A 26,397-nucleotide genomic window follows, 5' to 3' on the forward strand; every position below is an offset into this window, starting at 1 on the left:
CACCTTCTCGGGTGGGGTCTTTATAAGAGAGGCAGAACTCATGGCACAGATGCTCCAGGCAGTGCGAGAGAAGAACACAAGGCAACGCGTTACCCGACCAATCGCTTAGTTGGCAGCCGACCAGCGGGTGATATAAAGACACCCCGAAAAAAGCCCGAAGCCCGGGAGCGCCATAGCGCGTGGGTTTCGAGCGTTTTCGGATGTCGTTTTTCCGCCAACTACATGTAGGAAAAACCTGTAGGCAGCGACGAATTGTCGCAGATCTTATTCTTTGTTGATTGAACGTTCAATCAAAACAAAATAGACTGGCCTTCAATCCGATAGACGTTTTACGTCCGCCGGAAGGCCTAAGGAGATGTGCAAGATGCCCAAGGTCGGTATGCAACCCATCCGCCGCCAGCAGTTGATCGAAGCCACATTGCAGGCGGTAGATCAGGTCGGCATGGGGGACGCCAGCATTGCGCTGATCGCCCGTTTGGCCGGTGTCTCGAATGGCATCATCAGTCACTACTTTCAGGACAAGAACGGCCTGATCGCTGCCACGGCGCAGTACCTGATGAGTGTCCTCAGCGAGAACGTCACCGCACGCCGTCAGGCGCTGACAGATGAAAGCCCGCGGGCGCATCTGCAGGTGATCATCGAAGGCAACTTCGACGCCAGCCAGGTCAATGGCCCGGCAATGAAAACCTGGCTGGCCTTCTGGGCCACCAGCATGCACCACCCGTCTTTGCACAGGTTGCAGCGGATCAACGATCACCGTCTGTATTCCAACCTGTGCTGCCAGTTCCGCCGCGTATTGTCGCTCGATGATGCGCGCAGTGCAGCCCGCGGCCTGGCAGCGTTGATTGACGGTTTGTGGCTGCGCGGCGCGCTGTCGGGAGATGCTTTCGACACTGAGCAGGCGCACCAGATCGCTTACGAATACATGGATTTCCAACTGGCCAAGCAGGTGAGTTAGAGCACACAGAACCGCTCAGCACCTGAACCGCCACTGACCAGCGTTGCCCAAGCTATAAGGCACGCCCAGTGGTTACCGCCAACCAACTTATGCTCTTGCGAGGACTATATGGCCCGTTTCGAACTGCAAAAACTCTACATCGATGGCGGCTACAGTGACGCCAGCAGCGACGCCACTTTCGAAGCCATCAACCCGGCTAACGGTGAAGTCCTCGCAACCGTACAACGTGCGACCAAGGAAGACGTTGAGCGCGCTGTAGTCAGCGCCGAAAAGGGTCAGAAAATCTGGGCCGCCATGACCGCCATGGAGCGTTCGCGCATCCTGCGTCGTGCCGTCGACATCCTGCGCGAGCGCAACGATGAACTGGCTGCTCTGGAAACCCTGGACACCGGCAAGTCGTACTCCGAAACCCGTTACGTCGACATCGTCACCGGCGCTGACGTGCTGGAGTACTACGCAGGTCTGGTGCCGGCCATCGAAGGCGAGCAAATCCCGCTGCGCACCACGTCTTTCGTTTACACCCGTCGTGAGCCACTGGGCATCGTGGCCGGTATCGGCGCGTGGAACTACCCGATCCAGATCGCCTTGTGGAAATCCGCCCCTGCCCTGGCGGCCGGTAACGCGATGATCTTCAAGCCAAGCGAAGTCACTTCCCTGACCACGCTGAAACTGGCCGAGATCTACACCGAAGCCGGCGTTCCGGCTGGCGTGTTCAACGTGCTGACCGGCAGCGGCCGTGAAGTCGGTACCTGGTTGACCGAGCACCCACGCATCGAAAAGATCTCCTTCACCGGCGGCACCGACACCGGCAAGAAGGTCATGGCCAGCGCTTCCGCTTCGTCGCTGAAAGACGTGACCATGGAACTGGGCGGCAAATCCCCGCTGATCATCTTCGACGACGCCGACCTCGATCGCGCCGCCGACACCGCGATGATGGCCAACTTCTACAGCTCCGGTCAGGTCTGCACCAACGGCACTCGCGTGTTCGTGCCGAGCCACCTGAAAGCCGCGTTCGAAGCCAAGATCGTTGAGCGCGTTGCGCGCATCCGCGTCGGCAACCCGGAAGACGAGAACACCAACTTCGGTCCTCTGGTCAGCTTCGCCCACATGGAAAGCGTGCTGGGTTACATCGCCAAAGGTAAGGAAGAAGGCGCTCGCGTCCTGTGCGGCGGCGACCGTCTGACCGAAGGCGAATTCGCCAAAGGCGCATTCGTGGCACCGACCGTGTTCACCGACTGCACCGACGAAATGACCATCGTTCGCGAAGAAATCTTCGGTCCGGTGATGAGCATCCTGACTTACGAAACCGAAGAAGAAGTGATCCGTCGCGCCAACGACACCGACTTCGGCCTGGCCGCTGGCGTTGTCACCAAAGACCTGAACCGCGCTCACCGCGTGATTCATCAACTGGAAGCCGGTATCTGCTGGATCAACGCCTGGGGCGAATCCGACGCCAAGATGCCGGTCGGCGGCTACAAGCAGTCGGGCGTGGGCCGTGAGAACGGCATCAGCTCGCTGAACAACTTCACACGCATCAAATCGGTACAGGTCGAACTGGGCGATTACGCCTCGGTTTTCTAAGCCCCGGCTGAATACCCGGTAGCAGCTGTCGAGGCACGAGGCTGCGTTGCGTGTCCGCAGGACCGCCCTCAGAGGGTCGCTGCGCGACCCAACGCAGCCTCGTGCCTCGGCAGCTGCTACAGGCGACCTGACCAACTTCAAAGAGGGTGCATTCAATGTCCCAAGAATTCGATTACATCATCATCGGTGCCGGCTCGGCCGGTAACACCCTGGCGACCCGTCTGACTGAAGACGAAGGCGTCACCGTCCTGCTGCTCGAAGCAGGCGGCCCGGACTACCGTTTAGACTTCCGCACGCAAATGCCGGCCGCTTTGGCGTTCCCGCTGCAAGGTCGTCGCTACAACTGGGGCTACGAAACCGATCCAGAACCACACATGGACGGTCGCCGGATGGAATGCGGTCGCGGCAAGGGCCTGGGTGGTTCCTCGCTGATCAACGGCATGTGCTACATCCGCGGCAACGCGATGGACTACGACAACTGGGCCAAACTGCCAGGTCTTGAAGACTGGGACTACCTGAACTGCCTGCCGTATTTCCGCAAGGCTGAAACCCGTGACATCGGCCCGAACGACTATCACGGTGGCGAAGGTCCGGTCAGCGTGACCACGCCAAAAGCCGGCAATAACCCGCTGTTCAATGCGATGGTTGAAGCCGGCGTGCAAGCCGGTTACCCGCGCACCGAAGACCTGAATGGTTACCAGCAGGAAGGTTTCGGTCCGATGGACCGTACCGTGACGCCGAACGGCCGTCGCGCCAGCACCGCTCGCGGTTACTTGGACATCGCCAAGAAGCGCTCGACCCTGACCATCGTCACCCACGCCCTGACCGACAAGATTCTGTTCGAAGGCAAGCGTGCGGTCGGCGTGCGTTACTTGATCGGCGCCGCTGAAGAGCGCGTTGAAGCCCGCGCCCGCAAAGAAGTGTTGCTGTGCTCCGGCGCCATCGCTTCGCCGCAGATTCTGCAGCGTTCCGGCGTCGGCCCAGCCGAGCTGCTGAAAAAGCTCGAAATCCCGGTGGTCCACGACCTGCCGGGCGTGGGTGAAAACCTGCAGGATCACCTCGAGTTGTACCTGCAATACGCGTGCACCCAACCAGTCTCGCTGTACCCGTCGCTGCTCTGGTACAACCAGCCGGCCATCGGTGCCGAGTGGCTGTTCAACGGCACCGGCATCGGCGCCAGCAACCAGTTCGAAGCCGGCGGTTTCATCCGTACCCGTCCGGAATTCGATTGGCCGAACATCCAGTACCACTTCCTGCCGGTCGCGATTAACTACAACGGCAGCAACGGTGTGAAAGAGCACGGCTTCCAGGCGCACATGGGCTCCATGCGTTCGCCGAGCCGTGGTCGGATTCAGGCCAAGTCCAAGGATCCGCGCGAGTACCCGAGCATCCTGTTCAACTACATGGCCACCGAGCAGGACTGGCAGGAATTCCGTGACGGCATCCGCCTGACCCGTGAAATCATGCAACAGCCTGCACTGGACGCGTTCCGTGGCCGCGAAATCAGCCCGGGCATCGACGTGCAAACCGATGAACAGCTCGACCAGTTCATCCGCGAACACGCCGAAACCGCGTTCCACCCGTCCTGCTCGTGCAAGATGGGCACCGACGAAATGGCGGTGGTTGACGCTGAAGGTCGTGTGCACGGCATGCAGAGCCTGCGTGTGGTCGATGCCTCGATCATGCCGATCATCACCACCGGCAACCTGAATGCGCCGACGATCATGATCGCCGAGAAAATCGCCGACAAGATCCGTGGCCGCAAGCCATTGCCGCGTAGCAAGGCCGCCTACTTCGTGGCCGGCGATGCGCCAGTGCGTGGCAAGCCGTTGCGTGATGTGAGTCCTACCGCGCAGTAAGACAGTTACACCGCGGTGCGCCCTTCGCGAGCAAGCCCGCTCCCACAGGAGATCTCCAGTGAACACAAAATTTGTGAACACCCAAGATCAAATGTGGGAGCGGGCTTGCTCGCGAAGAGGCCCGGCCAGACACCACATCTCCCTCTGACCCACCTCGGGTAATCTTTTCCTACACCTCTCCAAGCTTGATCCTACCCCCCGCACCGGCCTAATCTAGCGCCACGCAAACGTTTCACCCCCCTCGCAACATAGATACACCGCCACTCCATACCAAGGAGGTTCCCGAATGTTCGATTTCCATCCCCAGCTCAAGCAGCGCTTCGCTGCCTTGCGCACGGGCGCTGAATTCTTTTCGCTGCGTTATGTGCGTGAGTCCGGCCAGTACCTGTCGGTGCGCAAGAATGTCGCTGAACCTCCCAGCCTGAGCCGTGACGAAGGCGCGATGCTGACCGTTCGGGTCAACGGCGTCGAAGCCTACGCCGCGACCAACGACCTGTCGCAATCTGGCCTGCAAGCCGCGCTGGAGCGAGCCGAGCAACAAGCCCGCCGACTCAAGCCCCACGCTCTGCTCGACCTGCGCGAGCAAGCCGTCTCCAGCGACCGCGCCGACTACTTTTCGCCGAACCTCGACCAGCCCTTCCCGTCCCTGAGCGATTGCTACCAACTGCTCGGTGCCGAATCCGCCGCCGTGCCCAAGGATGAGCGACTGGTGAACTGGGAAGTGAGCATCGGCATCACCAATGTCGAACAGATCTACCTCAACAGCGCCGGCGCCGAACTGCGCCAGGCCCAGCGGTTCGTCTACCCGAGCCTGGAAGTCACCGCCTACGACGGCAATGACAGCCAGACCCGTACCCTGGGCCGCGAGAACTTCGGCCAGCAAGGCAGTGCCGATGTCATCAGCCGCTGCGGCCTGGTCGGTGCCGGCCCGAAAGTCGCCGATCAGGCGCTGCAATTGCTGCTGGCGCCGAACACCCCGCAAGGCCCGCGCGACCTGCTGTTGATGCCGGACCAAATGATGCTGCAGATCCACGAATCCATCGGTCACCCGCTGGAACTGGACCGCATCCTCGGCGACGAGCGCAATTACGCTGGCACCAGCTTCGTCAAGGCAGAAGACTTCGGCCGCCTGCAATACGGCTCCAAACTGCTCAACGTGACCTTCGACCCGGAGATCCCCGAGCAACTCGCCAGTTACGGCCATGACGACGACGGCACTGCCGCCAGCAAACAGTTTCTGATTAAAGAAGGCTTGCTGCTGCGCCCATTGGGCGGTGCGCTGTCGCAATTCCGTGCCGGCATGGATGGCGTGGCCAATAGCCGCGCCTGCAGCTGGAACCGCCCGCCAATCGATCGCATGGCCAATCTGAACATCGAGGCCGGCGATCAACCGCTGGAGCAGATGATCGGCAACATCGAGCACGGCATCTTGATGAGCACCAACCGGTCCTGGTCCATCGACGATGCCCGCAACAAGTTCCAGTTCGGCTGTGAATGGGGCCAACTGATCGAAAACGGCGAACTCAAAGGCGTGGTCAAGAACCCGAACTACCGGGCGATTTCCGCGCAGTTCTGGAAAAGCCTCAGCGCCGTTGGCGATGCCAACTCCGTCAAGGTCCTCGGCACGCCGAACTGCGGCAAAGGCGAGCCGAACCAGGTGATCCGCGTCGGCCATGCCTCACCGGCCTGTGTGTTCAGCAACGTTGATGTGTTTGGGGGGGATGCCTGATGAGTACTTCAAAAAGTCAGGCCGATGCGTTCAAGGCCTTGGTCAACTGGCTGCGCGATGCGATTCGCGAGCCGGAACAATTCACCCTCAGCTACGCGGCTGAGTCGTCGGCCTTCGTGCGCTTCAACCACGCCAAGGTCCGTCAGGCCGGGCAGGTGCAACAGGCGAGCGTCGGTTTCAAACTGATCAACGAGGGGCGCCACGCAGACCTGGACATCACGCTGTCGGGTGATGCCGCAGTCGATGTGCAGCGCCTGGCCGAAGGTCTGCAACAGTTGCGCGAAACCTTGCCGCTGCTGCAGCAGGATCCGTACCTGCTGCTCAACCACAACGGTTGGCAGAGCAAGAATGTTCAAGATCACCCGCTGCCGGACACCGAGCAAGTGGTCGCTGAAATCACCCAGGCCGCCAAAGGGCTGGATCTGGTCGGCTTCTACGCCGCCGGCCCGATCAGTCGTGGTTTCGCCAGTTCTTCGGGTGCCTTCGGTTGGCATCAGGCCAACAGCTTCAACTTTGATTTCAGTCTGGTCCATGAAAACGGCCAAGCGGTGAAAGCCAGTTACGCCGGGCACGACTGGAACAGCGAAGGGTTTGCCAAGCGCTTTGCGCAGGCACGCGAGCAGTTGGCGTTTCTCGGCAGACCGCAACACACCCTGGCGCCCGGTCAGTACCGCGCCTATCTGGCGCCGGCAGCCCTGGGAGAAATCATGGACATGCTGGGCTGGGGTGGTTTCTCGGCGCAGTCGATTGCCAGCAAAAACAGCCCGCTGCAGAAGCTTTACGCGGGCGACAGTGCGTTCAGCCCGTTGGTGTCCGTTGATGAAAAAGTCAGCGGTTCGTTGAGCCCGGCATTCTCCGGCGAAGGTTATCCGCGCAGCGATCTTGGGTTGATCGTCAACGGCAAGGCCGGCGCGCAGATGGTCAGCTCACGCAGTGCGGCCGAGTACGGCCTGACCGCCAACGGCGCCAGCGGCGGTGAAATGCCGAGCGCAGTGAACATGGCGGCCGGTACGTTGCCTGAGGCTGAAATCCTCAAGCAACTGGGCACGGGCTTGTACATCAGCAACCTGTGGTACCTGAACTACTCCGATCAGCCGGCGGCACGCCTGACCGGCATGACGCGGTTTGCGACCTTCTGGGTCGAGAACGGCGAGATTCAGGCGCCGGTGAGCACCATGCGGTTTGATGACAGTGCTTACAGTTTGTTGGGATCGCAGCTGGAAGCGTTAACCGAGGAGCGCGAGCTGATGTTGTCGGCCAGCACCTACAGCCAGCGGGCCACGGCCTCGGCGTTGTTGCCGGGGGCGCTCGTGAGCCGATTGACCCTGACCCTGTAAGCACAATCCCACGGTACACAGAAGGCCCTGTGGGAGCGGGCTTGCTCGCGAAAGCGATGGATCCGTCAACATTGATGTTGGATGTGATGACCTCTTCGCGAGCAAGTCGGATCGCCGCACCGCCGCTCCCACATGGACCGTGAGACATAGTGATTTTGCATTAACTTCAACCCACAAGAGGTCCCATGCCCAACCGCCCGCCTCTCGACACTGTCACCGCCCGCTGGGTGCCGTGGGTCGTCGCCATCGCGTTCTTCATGCAATCCCTCGACGGGACCATCCTCAACACCGCCCTGCCCGCCATGGCCCGAGACCTGGCCGAAGATCCGCTGCGCATGCAGGGCGTGATCATCGCCTACATGCTCACCGTCGCCTTGCTGATCCCCGCTTCAGGCTGGATCGCCGACCGTTTCGGCACCAAGAAAATCTTCTTCGGCGCGATCCTGCTGTTCAGCCTCGGCTCGTTGCTCTGCGCACTGTCGAGCACCCTGAGTATGCTGATTGGCGCACGGGTGATTCAGGGCCTTGGCGGTGCGCTGATGTTGCCGGTCGGGCGACTTGTGGTGTTGCGCGCCTACCCTCGCTCGGAGCTGGTGCGGATCATGGGGTTCATCACCATCCCTGGATTGCTCGGCCCGTTGATCGGCCCGACCATGGGCGGCTGGATGGTGGAATACCTGACCTGGCACTGGATCTTCCTGATCAACCTGCCGGTGGGCGCCATCGGCTGCTATGCCGTGTGGAAATGCATCCCCGACCTGCGCGGCACTGAACGCACCCGCTTCGATAGCCTGGGCTTTTTACTGTTCGGCGCGGCGATGGTGCTGATCACCATCGCCATGGAAGGCCTCGGCGAGCTGCACCTGCCGCACTTGCGCGTGATGTTGCTGCTGTTCGCCGGCATGGCCTGTCTGGCGGCGTATTGGTTGCGGGCCGGGAACATCGAAAATCCGCTGTTCGCACCGTCATTGTTCAAGACCCGGACGTTTGCCGTGGGCATCCTCGGCAACCTGTTCGCTCGACTGGGCAGCGGCGCCCTGCCGTTTCTCGTTCCATTGTTGTTGCAAGTGGCGCTGGGTTACTCGCCGTCCCAGGCCGGGATGAGCATGCTGCCGCTGGCGGCGGCAGCGATGGTCGCCAAGTCGGTGGCGCGGCCGCTGATCGAACGCTGGGGCTATCGCATCGTGCTGACCGGTAATACGTTGGCGCTGGGGCTGATGCTGGCGAGCATGGGCCTGGTCAGCGAGCAAACGCCGTACTGGCTGCTGTTGGTGATGCTATCGATTCTGGGGGCGATCAACTCCTTGCAGTTCACCGCCATGAACACCGTCACCCTGATCGACCTCGACGACGCCAGCGCCAGCAGCGGCAACAGCCTGCTGTCGGTGGTTGCACAATTGTCCCTGAGCCTTGGCGTTGCCTGTGCCGGCGCCTTGCTCGGCGGGTTCACTGCAGAAGCTGGCAACGATGGTGTGGACACGGTTTTAGGCGCGTTCCAGCTGACCTTTGTAACGGTCGGGATCATGGCGATGCTCGCTGCAACCATCTTCTCCCAGCTCTCACAGGAAGACGGACGGCGCGTCAAGCGTCCGGAAGAACACATAGAGCCTTAGGGCGAATGGCCACCGGGCTGGTACACTGCGCGACATTTTGTTTTGCAGGCCAGTCCCGTGACCACCATCGCCACCGCTTTTAATACTTTGCCGCTGTCCGCCGCCATGCTGGCTAACCTCGACTCCCTCGGTTATGCCCAGATGACGCCGATCCAGGCGCAAAGCTTGCCGGTGATCCTCAAGGGGATGGACCTGATCGCCCAGGCCAAGACCGGCAGCGGCAAGACCGCCGCCTTCGGTATCGGCCTGCTGAACCCGATCAATCCGCGCTTCTTCGGTTGCCAGGCGCTGGTCATCTGCCCGACTCGCGAGCTGGCGGATCAGGTTGCCAAGGAACTCCGTCGTCTGGCCCGCGCCGAAGACAACATCAAGATCCTGACCCTGTGCGGCGGCGTGTCCTTCGGCCCACAGATCGGCTCTCTGGAGCACGGCGCGCACATCATCGTCGGCACCCCGGGCCGCCTTCAGCAGCATTTGCGCAAGGGTTCGCTGATTCTCCATGGCCTGAACACGCTGATCCTCGACGAAGCCGACCGCATGCTCGACATGGGCTTCTACGATTCCATCGAAGAAATCATCGCCCAGTGCCCGGAGCGTCGCCAGACCCTGCTGTTCTCCGCCACGTACCCGACGGGCATCAAGCAGTTGGCCGCGAAGTTCATGCGCAACCCTCAGATCGTGAAGGCCGAGGCGTTCCACGACGACACGCAGATTGAGCAGCGTTTCTACGAAATTTCCCCGGAAGAGCGCATGGACGCCGTGGTCAAAGTCCTCGCGCATCATCGTCCGGCATCGTGTGTCGCCTTCTGCTTCACCAAGCAGCAGGTTCAGGAAACCGTCGATCACCTGACCTCCAAAGGCATCTCCGCCGTCGGCCTGCATGGCGATCTGGAACAGCGTGACCGTGACCAGGTACTGGCCATGTTCGCCAACCGCAGCACCTCGGTGCTGGTCGCCACTGACGTCGCCGCTCGCGGTCTGGACATCGATGCGCTGGATATGGTGATCAACGTCGAACTGGCCCGTGACTCGGAAATCCACATCCACCGTGTCGGCCGTACCGGTCGTGCTGGCGAGAAAGGGATTGCGATCAGCCTGGTCGCACCGTCCGAAGCGCACCGCGCCCAAGCCATCGAGCAACTGCAGAACTCGCCGTTGAGCTGGGATCAGCTGGACAACCTCAAATCCCAGGGCGGCGCTCCGCTGCTGCCGGTGATGAGTACGCTGGTCATCGGCGCGGGCCGTAAAGACAAGGTGCGTCCGGGCGACATTCTGGGCGCACTGACTGGCGATGCCGGTATTCCGGGCGCTCAGGTTGGCAAGATCGCGATTTTCGACTTCCAGGCCTATGTGGCTGTGGAGCGCGGGATCGCCAAGCAAGCCTTGCAGCGTCTGAACGACGGCAAGATCAAAGGCCGTTCGCTGCGCGTGCGGATTTTGTAAGGATTCTTCGACCCAACGAAGATCCCCTGTGGGAGCGGGCTTGCTCGCGAATGCAATCTGTCAGTCGCCATTGATGTTGGCTGACACACCGCTTTCGCGAGCAAGCCCGCTCCCACAGTTAGTTTTGTGGTGACAGATTAAGAGGACACCGTTTTGCGCTCTACCGAAGTCGTGATCATTGGCGCTGGCGCCGCAGGTTTGATGTGTGCGCTGACCGCCGCGGGGCGCGGGCGCAAGGTGATGTTGCTCGACCATGCCAACAAGGCCGGCAAGAAAATCCTGATGTCGGGCGGTGGCCGCTGCAATTTCACCAACATGTACACCGAACCGAGCAATTTCCTCTCGCAGAACGAGCACTTCTGCAAATCCGCCCTGGCCCGTTACACCCAGTGGGATTTCATCGGCATGGTCGCCAAACACGGCGTGCCGTACCACGAGAAGAAACTCGGTCAGCTGTTCTGCGATAACAAATCCAGCGACATCCTCGACATGCTGCTCAACGAGTGCGATCAGGTCGGCGTCAGCCTGCACCTGGACACCTCGATCCAGCACATCGAGAAAATGGAAAGCGGCTACCTGCTGCAAACCACCCTCGATCAGATCACTTGCGAATCCCTGGTGATCGCCACTGGTGGTTTGTCGATCCCGACGCTGGGCGCCACTGGTTTCGGTTATCAGGTGGCCAAACAGTTCGGCCACGATTTACTGCCGACCCGAGCAGGTTTGGTGCCGTTCACCATTACCGATCAGCTCAAGGAGCTTTGCACCGAACTGTCCGGTACGTCGGTGGATTGCCTGGTGAGCTGCAATGACCAGAGTTTCCGCGAGAACATCCTGTTCACCCACCGCGGCCTCAGTGGCCCGGCGATTTTGCAGATCTCTTCGTTCTGGGAATCGGGCGACACGATAGAGATCAATCTGATGCCGGACCATGACGTGCCGACCTGGCTGCAACAGCAGCAAGCCGAACGTCCGAACAGCGAGCTGAAAACCCTGCTGGGAGAAATCTTCACCAAGAAGATGGCCAACCTGCTGGCGGATAACTGGTTCGTCTCCAAACCGATGAAGCAGTACACCCACGCAGAAATTGCTGACATCGCCGAAAAACTGGCGAGCTGGAAAGTGGTTCCGGCCGGCACTGAAGGTTATCGCACCGCTGAAGTGACATTGGGCGGCGTCGATACCAACGAGGTGTCGTCCAAGACCATGGAATCGCTGAAAAGCCCCGGCCTGTATTTCATCGGCGAAGTGCTCGACGTCACCGGGCATCTGGGGGGTTTCAACTTCCAGTGGGCCTGGGCCTCGGGTTACGCCGCAGCGCAATACATCTGATCACAAGGAAGGAACAGATTTTGCTGTCGGATGTGATCGGCGCCATTGCGTCGGCGTCATTACTGGCTCAATTTAGCGTCATTGCCTCGGAAGGCCCTCGCACTTCATGTCATCGACCCACTTTAGTCAGTCTCTACGTCGCCTCTGGGCGCTGGATAAATTCAGCTACAGCGTGCGGGTGTTCATCGCCCTGACCGGCAGCATGGCGCTGTGTTGGTACAAGGATGAAATGGGGCTGCTGATCCCGCTGTTCCTCGGGATCATCGCCAGCGCCCTGGCCGAGACCGACGACAGTTGGCAAGGCCGCCTTAACGCACTGGCCGTGACGCTGGTGTGTTTCAGCGTCGCCGCCCTTTCCGTCGAGCTGCTCTTCCCCTACCCCGTCGTTTTTGTCATTGCCCTGGCCCTGGCCAGTTTCGGCCTGACCATGCTCGGCGCCTTGGGTGAACGCTATGGCGCGATTGCCTCCGCGACGTTGATTCTGTCGGTCTATACCATGATCGGCGTGGACCAGCGCGGCGGTGCAGTCACCGATTTCTGGCACGAGCCGGTGCTGCTGGTGGCCGGTGCAGCCTGGTACGGTTTGCTCTCGGTACTGTGGCAGGCGATGTTTTCCAATCAGCCGGTGCAACAAAGCCTGGCGCGGTTGTTCCGTGAACTGGGTTTTTACCTGAAGCTGAAATCGTCGCTGTTCGAGCCGATCCGGCAGATGGACGTGGAAGCGCGTCGACTGGAACTGGCGCAGCAAAACGGCCGTGTCGTGGCAGCACTGAACGCCGCCAAGGAAATCATCCTGCACCGGGTTGGCAACGGTCGACCGGGCTCGAAAGTCAGCCGTTACCTGAAGCTGTACTTCCTCGCTCAGGACATCCACGAGCGTGCCAGCTCCTCGCACTACCCTTACAACGCCCTCGCCGATGCCTTCTTTCACAGCGACGTGATGTTCCGCTGCCAGCGTCTGCTGCGCCAGCAAGGCAAGGCCTGCCGGGCGCTGGCCGAGTCAATTCAGATGCGCCAGCCGTTCATCTATGACGCCAGCTTCGCCGAAGCCCTGAGCGACCTGCACGCCTCTCTCGAACATTTGCGCGTTCAGAGCAACCCGGCATGGCGCGGATTGCTGCGTTCGTTGCGGGCACTCGCAGCCAACCTCGGCACGCTCGACCGTTTGCTCAGCGACGCCAGCAACCCCGATGCCCTGGCGGACGCCACCGACAGCAGCCTGCTCGACCGTTCGCCCCGCAGCCTCAAAGATGTGTGGATTCGGTTACGCACGCAGCTGACGCCGACCTCGTTATTGTTCCGTCACGCACTGCGTTTGCCCCTGGCCCTGAGCATCGGCTACGGGATGGTGCATTTGATTCATCCGTCTCAGGGTTACTGGATCATCCTCACCACGCTGTTTGTCTGCCAACCGAACTACGGCGCCACCCGCCGCAAACTCGGCCAGCGAATCATCGGCACCGCCATCGGCCTGACCCTGGCCTGGGCGCTGTTCGATCTGTTTCCGAATCCCTTGGTCCAATCGTGCTTCGCGATCGCCGCCGGGGTGGTGTTCTTTATCAACCGCACCACCCGCTACACCTTGGCAACGGCCGCGATCACCTTAATGGTGCTGTTCTGCTTCAATCAGGTCGGGGATGGTTACGGGCTGTTCCTGCCACGGTTGTTCGATACCTTGCTCGGCAGCCTCATCGCCGGGCTCGCGGTGTTCCTGTTCCTGCCGGACTGGCAGGGCCGACGCCTGAACAAAGTGCTGGCCAGCACCCTCACGTGCAACAGCATTTACCTGCGCCAGATCATGCAGCAATACGCAGTCGGCAAAAGCGACGACCTGGCGTATCGCCTGGCCCGGCGCAATGCGCACAACGCCGACGCGGCACTGTCGACGACGCTCGCCAACATGCTGATGGAACCGGGGCATTTCCGTAAGGAAGCGGATGTCGGTTTCCGCTTCCTGGTGCTGTCGCACACCTTGCTCAGTTATTTGTCCGGACTGGGCGCACACCGGGAAACCCAGCTACCGCCCGACGTGCGCGAGCATCTGATCGACGGGGCCGGCGTGAGACTGGCCGCCAGCATCGATGAAATTGCCCAAGGGTTGGCGAGCAAATTGCCGATTGCGATTCAGAGCGATGAGGAAGAGGCACTGGCCAATACGCTTGAACAGATGCCGGACGAAATCGATGAAGGCCAACGGCTGGTGCAGACACAGTTGGCGTTGATCTGCCGTCAGCTCGGGCCATTGCGCACGTTGGCGGCGCATCTCATCAAGGAAACGAGCGAGGATTGAGCGTGGGCCCGGCGCTTACAGTCCGTGCTGTTTTATCAACCGCTGATAACTCCCATCCACTTTCATCGCCGCGATCTCGCGGTCGAAACCGGCGACGATCTGTTCATGCCTGGGGTTCTTCAAGCTGACCAGGATGTGCAGGCTGTTCTCGCTCAGTGGCTGGGGCAAAAACTCCACGGCATTGCGCACCTTGTTTGATTCCCGGGCCAGGTAGTAACGCGCGACGTATTCGTCTTCCAGCGTCAATTTGACCCGGTCGGCGGCGACCATGCGCACCGCCATGGAGAAGCTGTGCACCGGGACTTTCTGCAGCGATACGTCGCCATCGAACTCTGGCGAATAGGCATAACCGCGCACCACCGCTATCGGGTAGGTATGCAGTTGTTGCAGGTTGTTGTATTCGATCGGTGTGTCTTTGCGCTTGAGAAAGCGCACCCGGTTGAGCAGGTATTCGCCGGAAAACTGGCCAAACTTTGTACGATCGTCGGTGTACCAGGCGTTGACCAACACGTCGTATCGACCCTCGCTTACCCCCAGCAAGGCCCGCGCCCAAGGCACTTGTTCAAAGTCACTGGCATAACCGGCCCGGGCCAGTGCTGTGCTGACGATGTCCGTGGCCAACCCACCGTTGACCAGCGTGGCGTCGGTAAACGGCGGCCAGGTATCGGCGACCAATCGCAGCTTTTCAGCTGCCGCGCCTTGAGTCAGCAACAGCAATCCAATCAAAGCAAAGGCTCGATGCAATCGCGGCATGCTAGAAAATCCTTAGCGGGCGGGACGCCCGACGTGTTTTCAGCCAAAACTCCAAGGCCCCCGTACTGCCAAACCCAGGTACTAACATTAGCTCATCGAAGCCACTGCACAGCGCTTCACCCCAGATTACACAAACAAGACAAGGCCGCGCGAAATGAATGATGGCATTTTGGCCTTTGTCACAGATTTCTCTGCCATAAAGACATCTTTCGCCTGGGCGCTTAGTATCGGAGCGACGATGTTCAAGGAGTGTGAAAATGACAATCGATTGGGTTTGCAAACACCACAGCGATCTGGGCAAAGAGCAGCTGTACGCCATTCTGCGGCTACGTGCAGAGGTGTTTGTCGTTGAGCAGAAATGCGTCTATCAGGACGTCGATGGCCAGGATCTTGAAGGTGACACCTGCCATTTAATGGCCTGGGACGGGGATCGGTTGGTGGCATACCTGCGGTTGCTCGACCCTGAGTTACAGGGTGGCGACGTGGTCATCGGGCGAGTGATTATTGCCCCTCAAGCGCGCGGTACAGGGCTTGGGCATGAGCTGATGGCACAGGCGTTGAAGCAGGCTGAAAAACGCTGGCCTGAAGTACCGATCTATCTCTCGGCCCAGGCGCATTTGCAGGGGTATTACGCTAAATATGGATTTGTGGTGGCGGGCGAGGAGTTCGTGGAGGATGGCATTCCTCATATCGGGATGCGTCGTTCCTGAGGGCCTCTTCGCGAGCAAGCCCGCTCCCACAATTGATCTGCGTCGTGCACAAAGTCCATATCCACTGGAGATCTAATGTGGGAGCGGGCTTGCTCGCGAAGGCGTCAGCCGGTTCACCGCAGAAGTTCAGGGGTACTCAAGCACCGCTTTAATCTGCCGCAAATTACGCTCGATCCACCCCCGATCAATCGCCCCCCACTCGCGAATCCGATAGCGCCCGGCATGATTGCGCGCACCTTCTTCCTGCTGGAACTCGCAAACAATGTCCAGATCCGCCAACGCCGCGATAGTGTCCTGCGCCGTGCGCCGTGGCATGCCGGTCACTTCGGTCAGCGCCGGGACGCTACTGGCCAACCCGCTATCAATCAGGTACGCCACGTACAACCGACGATAGAAGCTGCTCTTGGTCTTGCTTACATCCATCTAAACACTCCCGGTTGCGATATTTTGATCTCTATTGCATATCCCGCCACGTCAGGTACACCCGCACATCGAACTCCACCTGGTGATACCCCGGCAACATGTGTTCGCAAAGTTTGTAGAACGCCTTGTTGTGATCCGACTCTTTGAAGTGCGCCAGTTCATGCACCACGATCATTTTCAGAAACTCGGCAGGTGCATCCTTGAACAATGAAGCAACACGAATTTCTTTCTTGGCCTTGAGCTTGCCGCCCTGCACCCGGGATATCGCGGTGTGCAATCCGAGGGCACGGTGGGTCAGGTCCAGGCGGTTGTCGAACAACACCTTATCGATGGCCGGGGCATTTCGCAGGTATTCCTGCTTGAGGTCCAGCGTATAGGTGTACAACGCCTTGTCGCTCTGTACCCAGTGTTTTTCCGGGTAACGCTGGCTCAGGTAGTCGCCCAGCCGACCGTCGGCGATCAGCTGGCGCACTTGGTCCTGCAGCGCTGCAGGATAGGCCTGGAGGTATTTCAACGCGGTCATTGGGGCGGCAACACAATTCACGAAAAGGTCGCCAGTGTAGCGAATTCAGGCGGTCAGCGTGTTCCAGTCAAACGGCCGCACAAAGTCGCCGACGTCCTCGGCCATCATCGGCCGTGCGACCAGAAACCCTTGCACGTACTCGCAACCATTGGCTTGCAGCCACCGATATTGCGCAACGGTTTCCACCCCCTCGGCAATCACCAGCATCCCGTACTCCTTGCACAACTCGATCACATTGCGCACCAGCGCCGCATCGCGTGAGGACTCCAGAAGCCGGGCAATCAAATGCCGGTCGAACTTGAGCGTGTCCAACTCCAGATCACGCAGATGTGACAGCGAGCACGGCCCGCAACCAAAGTCATCCAGGGCCACTCGCACCCCCAGGTTACGCAGCAGGCGCAGCTGTTTGCGGGTTTCCTCGGGGTTTTGCATCAAGGCCTCTTCTGTGACCTCGACTTCCAGATGGCGCGCCTGCAAACCATGGCGCTCCAGTACCTGGCGCAACTCAGTGACCAGATTGGGCATGCCGAACTGCGTACTGCTCAAACTGACGCCCAGCACCAGGTCGTCGGCAAACAAGGTTTCCCAGGCTTTTCGCTGGCTCGCCCCTTGTTGATAGATCCAGCTGCCCAGGCGACTGATCAACCGCGCCTCTTCCAGCAATGGCAAAAACAGCCCCGGTGGTACATCGCCAACGCTCGGGTGCTGCCAGCGGATCAGCGCTTCGAACCCGCGAATCTGCCCACTGGCAATGGCCACCTGAGGTTGATACACCAAATTGAAATCACGGTTCTCGATCGCCCCGCGCACACTTTCTTCGAGCATCAGGCGCGAGCGTGCCCGGCCGTTCATTCCGTGATCGTAGAAACGATATTGCTGACGGCCGGCGCGCTTGGCTTCGTACATGGCGATGTCAGATGCGCGCAACAAACCGTCAAGATTGGAACCGCAATCCGGGTACGTCGCAATGCCGATGCTGGCGCCCAACGCGATATCCAGACCATCGATCTGCTGACAGATCGACACCCGCTCAATCAGCTTCTCGGCAATCTTTGCCGCTTGCTCGGGGAATTCCAGATCCAGCAACGCGGTGAACTCATCACCGCCCATGCGCGCCAGAATGTCGAAGGGCCGCAGACAGGCCTTCAACTGCTCGGACACCCACCGCAGCACCCGGTCGCCGGCATCGTGACCGAGGGAATCGTTGACCCGTTTGAAGCCGTCGAGGTCCAGATACAGCAGCACCCAGGCGCCGTCTGAGCGGTCGCCACGCAACAGCAGGTTTTCCGCCGTCTGGTAAAAACCGCGACGATTGAGCAGCCCGGTCAATGGATCAGTGACCGCCTGGAACTCCAGTTGCTGATGCAGATGGCGCACCACCGACATGTCCAGCACCGTCACCACCATCGCATGTTGCTCGCTGGGCAACGGTGCGCAAGACAGCGCCACGGGCACCTGCTGGCCGGGCGCCGTACGCAGCAATGCATCGTGCAGACGCAGGGTTTCACCGCGTTTGTAACCGGCGAACAACTCGGAGTCGGCCCAGATCGGGATGTGCGGATTTTGCAGGAAATCCAGGAACTCTTTGCCTTGCAGGTCTTGCACCGAGGCATTGAGCAGCCGCGACATCGCCGGATTGGCAAAGCGGATCAGACCGTCCTCACCGACCACCAGGATGCCTTCGGCGGCATTGTCGAGCACCGAGGCATTAAACGCGCGTGCGACCTCCAGATCGTGGCTCAGGCGCTGCAACGCACGGCGATTGCGCTGATGCTCGAGCAGCGCCTGGACTTTGGGCTTGAGAATTTGTGGGTCGAACGGTTTGAACAGGTAATCCACCGCGCCGCAGGCATAGCCCTTGATCATGGCGTCCTGGGACTGTTCGTTGGCGGTAAGAAAAATGATCGGCGTGAGGCAGGTTCGTTGGCTGCCGCGCATCAGGCGTGCCACTTCAAAACCATCCATGCCCGGCATCTGCACATCCAGCAGCACCAGGTCGACATCGTGTTCGAGTAACAGACTGAGCGCCTCGAAGCCCGAGGCGGCGGTCATGACCTGCCAGTCCTGGCGCTGCAACAACGCGCGCATGCTGATCAGGTTTTCAGGGTAATCATCGACGATTAAAAGAATTGAACTGCCTTCAGCTGGCGTGGGTTGCGCGCATTCCATGCTGCTTCTCTTATGCGGGACGTCAGGCCGGTTTCTCGTGAAAACCGGACAAATACTAAGCCTTCACTCTAGACCGGGTTCTGCAAAAGCAGAAGCTATCAGAACGCCATCATTTAACCAAAGAGTCCATTTGCCGACTAACGGTCGGCGCCACAGGCCTCTGAAACCGGGAAAGATGGCCTTTTGACAGGATTTTGACGTCACCCGTTTGTCATTTACGCATTAACAAATTGAACTTCTGCGATTATAAGGATTGCCCCCAAGGCGCGTGCCAGAGCTTCTGGAACGTGCGTGCAGCAAAAAACTCGTGGAAGCTTTTGTCTATGATCGATCTCGCAACCTGGAACCTCAGCGTTCCCGTCGGCAATCCGCCGTACACCGTTGAAACGTCAAAACTGGTGGATGGCTTCAAGGACCAATACTTTCACTCCGACACCGGCACCTTGTTTTTCTGGGCCCCGGTCACCGGTTCTACAACTGAAAACGCAAAGTACCCCCGCACTGAACTTCGCGAAACCTACAGCAATGGCACCCTGAAAAACTGGCGCTACCCGGACGCCGACAATACCCTGCGCGCCACCCTGGCAGTGAACCAGGTACCGACCTCGGGCAAGATCGTCATTGGCCAGATCCACGCCTATGAAAGCCAGAAGCCCATGGTGAAGCTCGAGTATCAGTACTCGACCAGCACGCAGTCAGGCAACATCGTCGCCAAGGTTCGTATGCACCCTGATGACGATAGCGCACGGATAATCACCATTGCTACCGGGGTGAAACTGGATCGGGAGTTTTCCTACCTCATCCACCTGAGCCCGCGCGGCGCGCTGGGCATCAGTGCGGCAGGCTACCAATGGGACACCGACATCAGTAAGACCTGGAGCGTCAAGCCACTGTACTTCAAGGCCGGGGTTTATGTGCAGGACCACACTGGGTACACCAGCGAAGGTGGGAAGGTGACGTTCAGCAAGCTGGATATTGATCACGATAAGTAGCCCTCTCCCGCTGATCGTTCCCAAGAACAACTCGATCTCTGTTGCAGCTGCCGAGCCTGCGAGGCTGCGTCCGAGGACGAAGTCCTCGCAAGCCCGATGAACCCGGTCTAACTGAATAAATGCGTTGTCTGATTTACGACTGCTACGTCCGAACGCGGCCCGAGCCGAACGCAGCCTCGCAGGCTCGACAGCTGCTACAACCAAATTATCTGAGCCTCCGAAAAGCTCGTAGGACTCCTCCGACCATGGCGAGGGAGCGTGCCCCCCGTTGGGATACGAAGCAGCCCCAAACCCTGCTACGCAATTTCCTCAGACACACCGCAGCGCCCGATTTACGACGGCTGCGCCGCCGAACGGGGGCAAGCCCCCTCGCCACAATGCCCGCGCGCGGTCCTACGCCCCGGTTGCAGCCGCCAAAGTCGCCGCTTATAGTTCGCCCCGTGGCCGGCAGCAGTCGGCGATAGGGTTTCGCAGCCCTACCGAGTTAGAACCACAACCGTCAAACTACGACACGCGCAGCATTTGCCCGTGCTTGTTTTTTATGGCGGCTGTGCGTGGGAGACCCTCGGGTCTGCCGGGTCTTAACTCCTCGGTCTGCGAACCCGCGCACAGCTGTCATCCCATTTGTTTCGCAGCAAACGGTGGCAAATTCTTTTCTTGAGTTAAGGATTTTCCATGACAAATCAATTACCGCCCCGCCGCTTTGTCCCCATGTCCCAATTCGCCCTATTTGCTGGCTTGTAGTCGATACATCGAGCTAAACCCGGTGCGAGCGCAAATGGCTCAGCATGCGCGAAACAGCTCCAACAGATGCTCTAGGGGACGATTAAATACATCTGTCCCCAGATCTGTCCCCTTTTAGTTCGAAAATTCAAACGAACGAGTTTGTTGAACAACTGGTTAGCTCACTAAATTACAGCCACAAAAACCGCATGCCTGCGGTTTTTGTAAGTCTTTGCCGTGATCCCAAACAACCAAAACCAATCACGCCAGCTAACGGCTTGACTCAACTGATAGAAACACTGGAATAAAGACTCCAATCGGAATAACTAACATTGTCCGCAGTCTCCCGGACTTGCACATTAATAGTCTGACCGCCGTACATTAGCAACGTTGACTCCTGCGTCATAAACGAATAATCGCCATCCGCCCCAACAACACCAGTCCCCAGCAACGCGCCGGTGCCCGCCTGATGCAGATAGATCCTATCCAGGAGTTCCTCGCCCACGAACCGTTATTGAGGCGTTGCCGCCCCAGGCTGAATCAATATAGGCAGTCATAGTTATTACCCTCAGTAGTGACCGTCGAGGATTCGACGACTAGCCCTACTCTAAGCATGCAACTTGCCTCTTACTACCTGTCAGAAATACCTATACCGACCAACGGCACAGGTAACTTTAAAGCCCATTACCCAGAAAAGAGCCCTCTCTCCTCCGACTACAGTTATAAAAAAACCGCCTTTCGGCGGTTTTCATAAACAGGTTCAACTCACAGGCTTAGTTGACCTTAGCGTTCAACTCACCCTTCAGGTAACGCTGATACATCACTTCCAATGAGATCGGTTTGATCTTCGAAGCATTATCCGCCATACCAAACGCTTCATAACGCGCGATACACACATCACGCATCGCCGTCACGGTCGTGCCGAAAAATTTACGCGGATCGAATTCACTCGGGCTGGTGACCATCAGGCGACGCATCGCACCGGTGGACGCCTGACGCACGTCGGTGTCGATGTTGACCTTACGCACGCCATGCTTGATGCCTTCGACGATTTCTTCAACCTGTACGCCGTAGGTTTCTTTGATGTCACCACCAGACCGGTGAAGATCGCAAGCCAACGCTGATCAGCTGTCCCGCTTATTCACGCCCCCTACGACAGGCTTGCGCCGCAGCCCCGGTGTTATCGAATCATTAAGCGCCATCAGCCGCCCCGCATCCCATTCAGTCTGCATACCCGAAAACAGCTCACCGTCTGTGCGATGTTGATTGTTCGCGAGCGCCTCAGTCATCGCCTCGGCAATCCGCTCGATGATTAACGCGGGCCTATCCACAGCACAGTGCTTGCGACCGAACTCAATCAATTGCTGGCGGTCAGGGTAACTTTTCATCTTGTTCATCTTGATGGCCAGGGTGCGATCCTCCAGTGACCGGCCAGACTTTGGGTTGTAGTTCTCGTAGACCGTTGTGGTTGTCACGTCAAAAACAGGTGCCAATCGCACGGTATCCAGCGCATCAGGATGGGTATAAATCACGCCGAAATTCTTCAGATGCGCGTCGCCGTTGCGAACCATGACCGAAAGACAGACCGAGGAAAAAAACCGTTCAAGCTCACGGATCGGGTCACCATGCCGGCACACCTGGCCAATCACCGCTGCCAGCGTTTCATAACTCTGGGAATACTTGTAGTTATCGTGAGGGTCTTTGTTGAGACTGAGCAGCACGGCCATGTCTTCAAACCCAAGGCGACCGGACGGCGTCAGGTCGAATCGCTCCATCACGAACAGATCGCCGTTTTCAGAAAGCCAGAATGGCGGCGTCTCGAGCCCGGCAAGACGAGCCGCCTCCAGGCAAAGAAATTCGTTTTGAGCCAGATGTGCGTATTCATCGGCACCTGACTTCACAATCAAGTCGGAGCTGAGCATGGTTTTTCGAGTGCCGGTGAGCTTGTCCAGATCGGGCACCAACACCTTGGGCTGCACCCCCGAAATGCCCGACTCGAAGTAGGTGTCGACGAGGAATGCGAAGACGCCTTGCGAAGCGTCCGCAGACAGAATTTCTTGTAGCCCGACCTCAGCGCGAACGGACACGGTTGCATCAGCAGGGTTTTGATAACTGAGACGCCCTATCTGATTTCCCCCGATGACCGACAACAGGCGCATTTCATCCACCTGCATATGCTTGGCCATCCGGCGCTTGATCTGGTCCGCCAGAAACCCTTCGGGCACGTTCATATCGAATATTGGATGCAGCACGTTGCTGACCGAAGGCGTCGGGTCATAAGGCATGACCAGTGAGACTTCACGCACCGCCTTGGCAGACGCGTAGGCAAATGAGAACTGCGAACCTTTGGAAAGCTCGCCCGACAGCCCTTGTGGTGTCATGACCTCAAGCAATTTGACTTTACTCATCGTGCTCTACCAAATCAGAGAGAGATTTGAGGTCGATTCTCTTATCCACGATTTCGAGTGCCATCCCCAACGCCAAAATGACCCTGAACAAGGTGTAGACCGCCACGTTTTCACCGGCTTCCAAGTCAATAATCGTTTTGCGATTGCACTTGGCTTTGTCCGCCAGCTGTTGCTGGCTATAGCCTTTAGCACGGCGCAGCAGGCGTATTCTCTCGCCGAGGACTGGGGGATTCAGAATCAGCACAATGTTACCTATATCGGACTTTTACACGTGTAAGGCTGATTATGTCCGCTATGTTGGGCATTTCAAGCACCTTACGTCTGGAAGAATTCCCAGGCATTAAAAAACCCGCCTCTCGGCGGGTTCATTAATGCGACTCAAACACCAAAGGCTTAGTTAACCTTAGCGTTCAACTCACCCTTCAAATACCGCTGATACATCGCTTCCAGCGAGATCGGCTTGATCTTCGAAGCATTACCCGCCGTACCAAACGCTTCATAACGCGCGATACACACGTCACGCATCGCAGTCACGGTCGCGCCGAAGAATTTACGCGGATCAAACTCGCTCGGGTTGGTGGCCATCAGGCGACGCATCGCACCGGTGGACGCCAGACGCAGGTCGGTGTCGATGTTGACCTTGCGCACGCCGTGCTTGATGCCTTCGACGATTTCTTCAACCGGTACACCGTAGGTTTCTTTGATGTCGCCGCCGTACTGGTTGATGATCGCCAGCCAATCTTGCGGAACCGAAGACGAGCCGTGCATCACCAGGTGGGTGTTCGGGATGCGCTTGTGGATTTCTTTGATGCGGTCGATGGCCAGCACGTCGCCGGTAGGCGGCTTGGTGAACTTGTACGCGCCGTGGCTGGTGCCGATGGCGATGGCCAGGGCGTCGACCTGAGTGCGCTTGACGAAGTCAGCGGCTTCTTCCGGGTCGGTCAGCATTTGGCTGTGATCCAGAACGCCTTCGGCGCCGATGCCGTCTTCTTCACCGGCCATGCCGGTTTCCAGCGAACCCAGGCAGCCCAGCTCGCCTTCTACCGATACGCCGCAGGCGTGAGCCAGGGCCACGGTTTGTTGGGTGACACGAATATTGTAGTCATAGTCGGTCGGGGTCTTGCCGTCTTCGCCCAGGGAACCGTCCATCATCACCGAGCTGAAGCCCAGTTGGATGGAGCGCTGGCAGACGTCAGGGCTGGTGCCGTGGTCCTGGTGCATGCACACCGGGATGTGCGGGAATTCTTCGATTGCCGCCAGGATCAGGTGACGCAGGAACGGGGCGCCGGCGTATTTGCGGGCACCGGCCGAAGCCTGGACGATCACCGGGGAGTCAGTCTTGTCAGCGGCTTCCATGATGGCGCGCATCTGCTCAAGGTTGTTGACGTTGAAGGCTGGAACGCCGTAGCCGAACTCGGCTGCGTGGTCCAGCATCTGGCGCATGCTGATAAGTGCCATTGTGTGTGTCTCTCCCGGTTTAGGGTCGTTAATCGTGCCAGCCTGCCGTAGCGGCGGCGGCTATTCAAGTTATTGCAGATCGGGGGTTGGCCCGCTCCGCTCATTCGGTGCTGCAAAAATCTGATGTACCCGCACAGATTCATTGTGGGAGCGGGCTTGCTCGCGAATGCGATTTAACATTCAACGTTGATGCAAGCTGACCCGACGCCTTCGCGAGCAAGCCCGCTCCCACATTTGGATCTGCTTCCACATTGGATCTGTGGTGTATCAATTTCGTGTCTTACTGCGCTTTGCAACCGCGGCCGATCAAATCATTGGTGGCGACCCAGTACACCAGGCCTTCCTCACCTTTTATGTGAAACGCCAGCATGTCATTGCTGTACAGCGAACCTTCGGCGCCCGGCTCATGCTTCAAGCGGTAGACCTGATCGGCACCGCCCAGGCGAACGTCGACTTCCTTGCGGCTTTCGTCGGTGTAGCGCCAGAGCACTTTGGCCTGGCTGTCGCAGGTCCAGGTGGTCCAGCTGTCCGTCGATTCGGCAGGCTTGAACAGGTTCAAATTAGCGCAACCTGCCAGCAGAGCCAGCGCCGCAACGGCGATAAAACCTTTCATCCATGTTCCTCGACCGACGACGCACGCCGCCAGCCCTGAGTAAAGTGTCAGACCCGTCAAGGGCAACCATGTTCCTTGGCCGGGGTCTGTGTCTCATATTTGTCCAGGCCATCAGGCCCGGAACGCTTGTTGATCACCGGGTTGGTTTCGGCCTGCCAGTCGGCCTGGTAGCAGCCTTTGTCCTGTTCAGGCGTCTCGGGTACCTTCGGGGCTTTCGGGTTACTCCCGCAAGCTGCCAGCGACCCCGCGATAATCAACAGCGCTAATGTTTTGACCATCTGAACACTCCTTTGCCTGGTCAAATGGGCGGCCTCAGGCCTTGGCCCGGCTTTCCAGGACTTCAACGGCTGGCAGCACCTTGCCTTCGACGAACTCGAGGAACGCGCCGCCACCGGTAGAAATGTAGGAGATCTGATCGGCAACGCCATATTTATCGATGGCGGCCAGGGTGTCGCCGCCGCCAGCGATGGAGAACGCCGAGCTTTCGGCGATGGCCTGGGCCAGGACTTTGGTGCCGTTACCGAACTGGTCGAATTCGAACACGCCCACCGGGCCGTTCCACAGAATGGTTTGGGACGACTTCAGCAGCTCGGCGAAATTCGCCGCGGTCTGTGGGCCGATGTCCAGAATCATGTCGTCTGCGGCCACATCAGCGATCAGCTTGACGGTCGCGGTCGCGCTTTCAGCGAATTCCTTGGCAACCACAACATCGACCGGTAGCGGCACGCTGACCTTGGCGGCGATGGCGCGAGCGGTGTCCAGCAGATCCGGCTCGTACAGGGACTTGCCAACCGGGTGACCGGCAGCGGCCAGGAAGGTGTTGGCAATGCCGCCGCCGACGATCAGTTGGTTGCAGATCTGGCTCAGACTGTTGAGGACGTCGAGTTTGGTCGAGACCTTGGAGCCGGCAACAATCGCCGCCATTGGCTGGGCCGGGGCGCCGAGGGCTTTGCCCAGTGCGTCCAGTTCGGCGGCCAGCAACGGGCCAGCCGCCGCGACTTTGGCGAACTTGGCCACGCCATGGGTCGAACCCTCGGCGCGGTGAGCGGTGCCGAAGGCGTCCATCACGAACACGTCGCACAGGGCGGCGTATTGCTGGGCCAGTTCGTCAGCGTTCTTTTTCTCGCCTTTGTTGAAGCGCACGTTTTCGAACAGCACGATGTCGCCGGCCTTCACGTCAACGCCGCCCAGGTAATCGGCCACCAGCGGCACTTCACGACCCAGAGCCTTGCTCAGGTAGTCAGCGACTGGCTTGAGGCTGTTCTCGGCCGAGAACTCGCCTTCGGTCGGACGGCCAAGGTGCGAGCAGACCATCACGGCCGCGCCTTTTTCCAGGGCCAGCTTGATGGTCGGCAGCGAGGCCAGGATTCGCGCATCGCTGGTGACAACACCGTCCTTGACTGGGACGTTGAGGTCTTCGCGGATCAGTACGCGCTTACCTTGCAGATCGAGGTCGGTCATCTTCAACACGGTCATGGGTCGC

At 59.1% G+C, this 26,397-nt stretch carries 21 protein-coding genes and 1 pseudogene; 11 read left to right on the forward strand and 11 right to left on the reverse strand.

From position 1 onward, the window contains the following. Nucleotides 1-364 precede the first annotated feature (364 nt). The 9 genes from betI (at nt 365) to yccS (ending at nt 14,142) form a co-directional block, all read left to right on the forward strand. The gene (betI, locus tag FQ187_RS02310; RefSeq protein WP_149628253.1) at nt 365-958 is read left to right on the forward strand and encodes a transcriptional regulator BetI; all 594 of its coding nucleotides are present in this window, start codon (nt 365-367) and stop codon (nt 956-958) included. 108 nt (nt 959-1,066) lie between these two features. Further along, nucleotides 1,067-2,539: a betaine-aldehyde dehydrogenase gene (betB, locus tag FQ187_RS02315; protein WP_149628254.1), complete on the forward strand. Its 1,473-nt coding sequence runs from the start codon at nt 1,067-1,069 to the stop codon at nt 2,537-2,539. 155 nt (nt 2,540-2,694) lie between these two features. Then, on the forward strand, nt 2,695-4,398 hold the full coding sequence (gene betA / locus FQ187_RS02320; RefSeq protein WP_149628255.1) for a choline dehydrogenase: 1,704 nt from the start codon (nt 2,695-2,697) through the stop codon (nt 4,396-4,398). A gap of 286 nt (nt 4,399-4,684) precedes the next feature. Further along, complete coding sequence (locus tag FQ187_RS02325; protein ID WP_149628256.1) at nt 4,685-6,127, forward strand: TldD/PmbA family protein; 1,443 nt, start codon at nt 4,685-4,687, stop codon at nt 6,125-6,127. Further along, on the forward strand, nt 6,127-7,464 hold the full coding sequence (locus FQ187_RS02330; protein ID WP_149628257.1) for a TldD/PmbA family protein: 1,338 nt from the start codon (nt 6,127-6,129) through the stop codon (nt 7,462-7,464). The genes FQ187_RS02325 and FQ187_RS02330 overlap by 1 nt, the downstream gene beginning before the upstream one ends. A gap of 185 nt (nt 7,465-7,649) precedes the next feature. Further along, entirely contained in the window at nt 7,650-9,077 is a 1,428-nt protein-coding gene (gene mdtD / locus FQ187_RS02335) for a multidrug transporter subunit MdtD (RefSeq protein ID WP_149628258.1), read from the forward strand. A gap of 57 nt (nt 9,078-9,134) precedes the next feature. Further along, nucleotides 9,135-10,520: an ATP-dependent RNA helicase DbpA gene (dbpA, locus tag FQ187_RS02340; protein WP_149628259.1), complete on the forward strand. Its 1,386-nt coding sequence runs from the start codon at nt 9,135-9,137 to the stop codon at nt 10,518-10,520. Between the two features lie 153 nt (nt 10,521-10,673). Further along, a complete protein-coding gene (locus tag FQ187_RS02345; RefSeq protein WP_149628260.1) occupies nt 10,674-11,852 on the forward strand; it encodes an NAD(P)/FAD-dependent oxidoreductase in 1,179 nt (392 codons plus the stop codon). A gap of 106 nt (nt 11,853-11,958) precedes the next feature. After that, a complete protein-coding gene (gene yccS / locus FQ187_RS02350) occupies nt 11,959-14,142 on the forward strand; it encodes a YccS family putative transporter (protein ID WP_149628261.1) in 2,184 nt (727 codons plus the stop codon). A gap of 15 nt (nt 14,143-14,157) precedes the next feature. Here the strand turns inward: yccS and FQ187_RS02355 are convergent, their stop codons facing one another. After that, nucleotides 14,158-14,895, reverse strand: coding sequence for an ABC transporter substrate-binding protein (locus FQ187_RS02355; protein WP_149628262.1), 738 nt, complete (start codon nt 14,893-14,895; stop codon nt 14,158-14,160). A 257-nt stretch (nt 14,896-15,152) separates the two neighbouring features. On the opposite strand from FQ187_RS02355, the gene FQ187_RS02360 reads away from it, so the two are divergent. Beyond that, nucleotides 15,153-15,605 carry a GNAT family N-acetyltransferase gene (locus FQ187_RS02360; protein WP_149628263.1) on the forward strand — a complete coding sequence of 151 codons (453 nt, stop codon included), beginning with the start codon at nt 15,153-15,155 and terminating at the stop codon, nt 15,603-15,605. A gap of 126 nt (nt 15,606-15,731) precedes the next feature. On the opposite strand, the gene FQ187_RS02365 is transcribed toward FQ187_RS02360, so the two are convergent. Genes FQ187_RS02365 through FQ187_RS02375 form a run of 3 tightly spaced genes read right to left on the reverse strand, consistent with a single transcriptional unit; the run spans nt 15,732 to nt 18,720 of the window. Further along, on the reverse strand, nt 15,732-16,028 hold the full coding sequence (locus FQ187_RS02365; RefSeq protein WP_008151963.1) for a helix-turn-helix domain-containing protein: 297 nt from the start codon (nt 16,026-16,028) through the stop codon (nt 15,732-15,734). A 31-nt stretch (nt 16,029-16,059) separates the two neighbouring features. Next, nucleotides 16,060-16,551, reverse strand: coding sequence for a M48 family metallopeptidase (locus FQ187_RS02370; RefSeq protein WP_149628264.1), 492 nt, complete (start codon nt 16,549-16,551; stop codon nt 16,060-16,062). Nucleotides 16,552-16,596: 45 nt separating this feature from the next. Next, nucleotides 16,597-18,720, reverse strand: a complete 2,124-nt coding sequence (locus tag FQ187_RS02375; RefSeq protein ID WP_149628265.1) for a bifunctional diguanylate cyclase/phosphodiesterase — start codon at nt 18,718-18,720, stop codon at nt 16,597-16,599. A 323-nt stretch (nt 18,721-19,043) separates the two neighbouring features. Here FQ187_RS02375 and FQ187_RS02380 point away from each other — a divergent pair, with 323 nt between their 5' ends. Further along, complete coding sequence (locus tag FQ187_RS02380) at nt 19,044-19,712, forward strand: polysaccharide lyase family 7 protein (protein ID WP_149628266.1); 669 nt, start codon at nt 19,044-19,046, stop codon at nt 19,710-19,712. 1,496 nt (nt 19,713-21,208) lie between these two features. On the opposite strand, the pseudogene FQ187_RS02390 reads toward FQ187_RS02380, so the two are convergent. From FQ187_RS02390 to FQ187_RS02420, 7 genes and pseudogenes are all read right to left on the reverse strand, one after another. Continuing rightward, nucleotides 21,209-21,558: pseudogene (locus FQ187_RS02390) on the reverse strand (class II fructose-bisphosphate aldolase); the annotation flags it as partial. Nucleotide 21,559: 1 nt separating this feature from the next. Then, nucleotides 21,560-22,843 carry a type II toxin-antitoxin system HipA family toxin gene (locus tag FQ187_RS02395; RefSeq protein WP_149628267.1) on the reverse strand — a complete coding sequence of 428 codons (1,284 nt, stop codon included), beginning with the start codon at nt 22,841-22,843 and terminating at the stop codon, nt 21,560-21,562. Then, entirely contained in the window at nt 22,836-23,087 is a 252-nt protein-coding gene (locus tag FQ187_RS02400; RefSeq protein WP_149628268.1) for a helix-turn-helix transcriptional regulator, read from the reverse strand. Before FQ187_RS02400 ends, FQ187_RS02395 begins: the two co-directional genes overlap by 8 nt. 149 nt (nt 23,088-23,236) lie before the next feature. After that, entirely contained in the window at nt 23,237-24,301 is a 1,065-nt protein-coding gene (fba, locus tag FQ187_RS02405) for a class II fructose-bisphosphate aldolase (RefSeq protein ID WP_046045276.1), read from the reverse strand. A 280-nt stretch (nt 24,302-24,581) separates the two neighbouring features. Next, on the reverse strand, nt 24,582-24,914 hold the full coding sequence (locus tag FQ187_RS02410; RefSeq protein ID WP_149628269.1) for an MliC family protein: 333 nt from the start codon (nt 24,912-24,914) through the stop codon (nt 24,582-24,584). A gap of 56 nt (nt 24,915-24,970) precedes the next feature. Then, entirely contained in the window at nt 24,971-25,192 is a 222-nt protein-coding gene (locus FQ187_RS02415) for a hypothetical protein (RefSeq protein WP_046045274.1), read from the reverse strand. A gap of 34 nt (nt 25,193-25,226) precedes the next feature. Then, nucleotides 25,227-26,390 carry a phosphoglycerate kinase gene (locus FQ187_RS02420; RefSeq protein WP_149628270.1) on the reverse strand — a complete coding sequence of 388 codons (1,164 nt, stop codon included), beginning with the start codon at nt 26,388-26,390 and terminating at the stop codon, nt 25,227-25,229. Nucleotides 26,391-26,397: the final 7 nt, after the last annotated feature.

This window comes from Pseudomonas sp. ANT_J28 (assembly GCF_008370005.1).
GTDB classification, from domain to species: Bacteria; Pseudomonadota; Gammaproteobacteria; order Pseudomonadales; family Pseudomonadaceae; genus Aquipseudomonas; species Aquipseudomonas frigoris.

Excerpts from the sequence above, each read along its gene's own strand:
- FQ187_RS02375 (WP_149628265.1), bottom strand. The coding sequence starts at position 18,720 with ATGGAATGCGCGCAACCCACGCCAGCTGAAGGCAGTTCAATTCTTTTA.
- mdtD (WP_149628258.1), top strand. The coding sequence starts at position 7,650 with ATGCCCAACCGCCCGCCTCTCGACACTGTCACCGCCCGCTGGGTGCCG.
- FQ187_RS02325 (WP_149628256.1), top strand. The coding sequence starts at position 4,685 with ATGTTCGATTTCCATCCCCAGCTCAAGCAGCGCTTCGCTGCCTTGCGC.
- betI (WP_149628253.1), top strand. The coding sequence starts at position 365 with ATGCCCAAGGTCGGTATGCAACCCATCCGCCGCCAGCAGTTGATCGAA.
- fba (WP_046045276.1), bottom strand. The coding sequence starts at position 24,301 with ATGGCACTTATCAGCATGCGCCAGATGCTGGACCACGCAGCCGAGTTC.
- FQ187_RS02370 (WP_149628264.1), bottom strand. The coding sequence starts at position 16,551 with ATGACCGCGTTGAAATACCTCCAGGCCTATCCTGCAGCGCTGCAGGAC.
- FQ187_RS02415 (WP_046045274.1), bottom strand. The coding sequence starts at position 25,192 with ATGGTCAAAACATTAGCGCTGTTGATTATCGCGGGGTCGCTGGCAGCT.
- FQ187_RS02420 (WP_149628270.1), bottom strand. The coding sequence starts at position 26,390 with ATGACCGTGTTGAAGATGACCGACCTCGATCTGCAAGGTAAGCGCGTA.
- FQ187_RS02380 (WP_149628266.1), top strand. The coding sequence starts at position 19,044 with ATGATCGATCTCGCAACCTGGAACCTCAGCGTTCCCGTCGGCAATCCG.
- betB (WP_149628254.1), top strand. The coding sequence starts at position 1,067 with ATGGCCCGTTTCGAACTGCAAAAACTCTACATCGATGGCGGCTACAGT.
- FQ187_RS02330 (WP_149628257.1), top strand. The coding sequence starts at position 6,127 with ATGAGTACTTCAAAAAGTCAGGCCGATGCGTTCAAGGCCTTGGTCAAC.
- FQ187_RS02395 (WP_149628267.1), bottom strand. The coding sequence starts at position 22,843 with ATGAGTAAAGTCAAATTGCTTGAGGTCATGACACCACAAGGGCTGTCG.
- betA (WP_149628255.1), top strand. The coding sequence starts at position 2,695 with ATGTCCCAAGAATTCGATTACATCATCATCGGTGCCGGCTCGGCCGGT.
- FQ187_RS02365 (WP_008151963.1), bottom strand. The coding sequence starts at position 16,028 with ATGGATGTAAGCAAGACCAAGAGCAGCTTCTATCGTCGGTTGTACGTG.
- FQ187_RS02410 (WP_149628269.1), bottom strand. The coding sequence starts at position 24,914 with ATGAAAGGTTTTATCGCCGTTGCGGCGCTGGCTCTGCTGGCAGGTTGC.
- FQ187_RS02355 (WP_149628262.1), bottom strand. The coding sequence starts at position 14,895 with ATGCCGCGATTGCATCGAGCCTTTGCTTTGATTGGATTGCTGTTGCTG.
- yccS (WP_149628261.1), top strand. The coding sequence starts at position 11,959 with ATGTCATCGACCCACTTTAGTCAGTCTCTACGTCGCCTCTGGGCGCTG.
- FQ187_RS02360 (WP_149628263.1), top strand. The coding sequence starts at position 15,153 with ATGACAATCGATTGGGTTTGCAAACACCACAGCGATCTGGGCAAAGAG.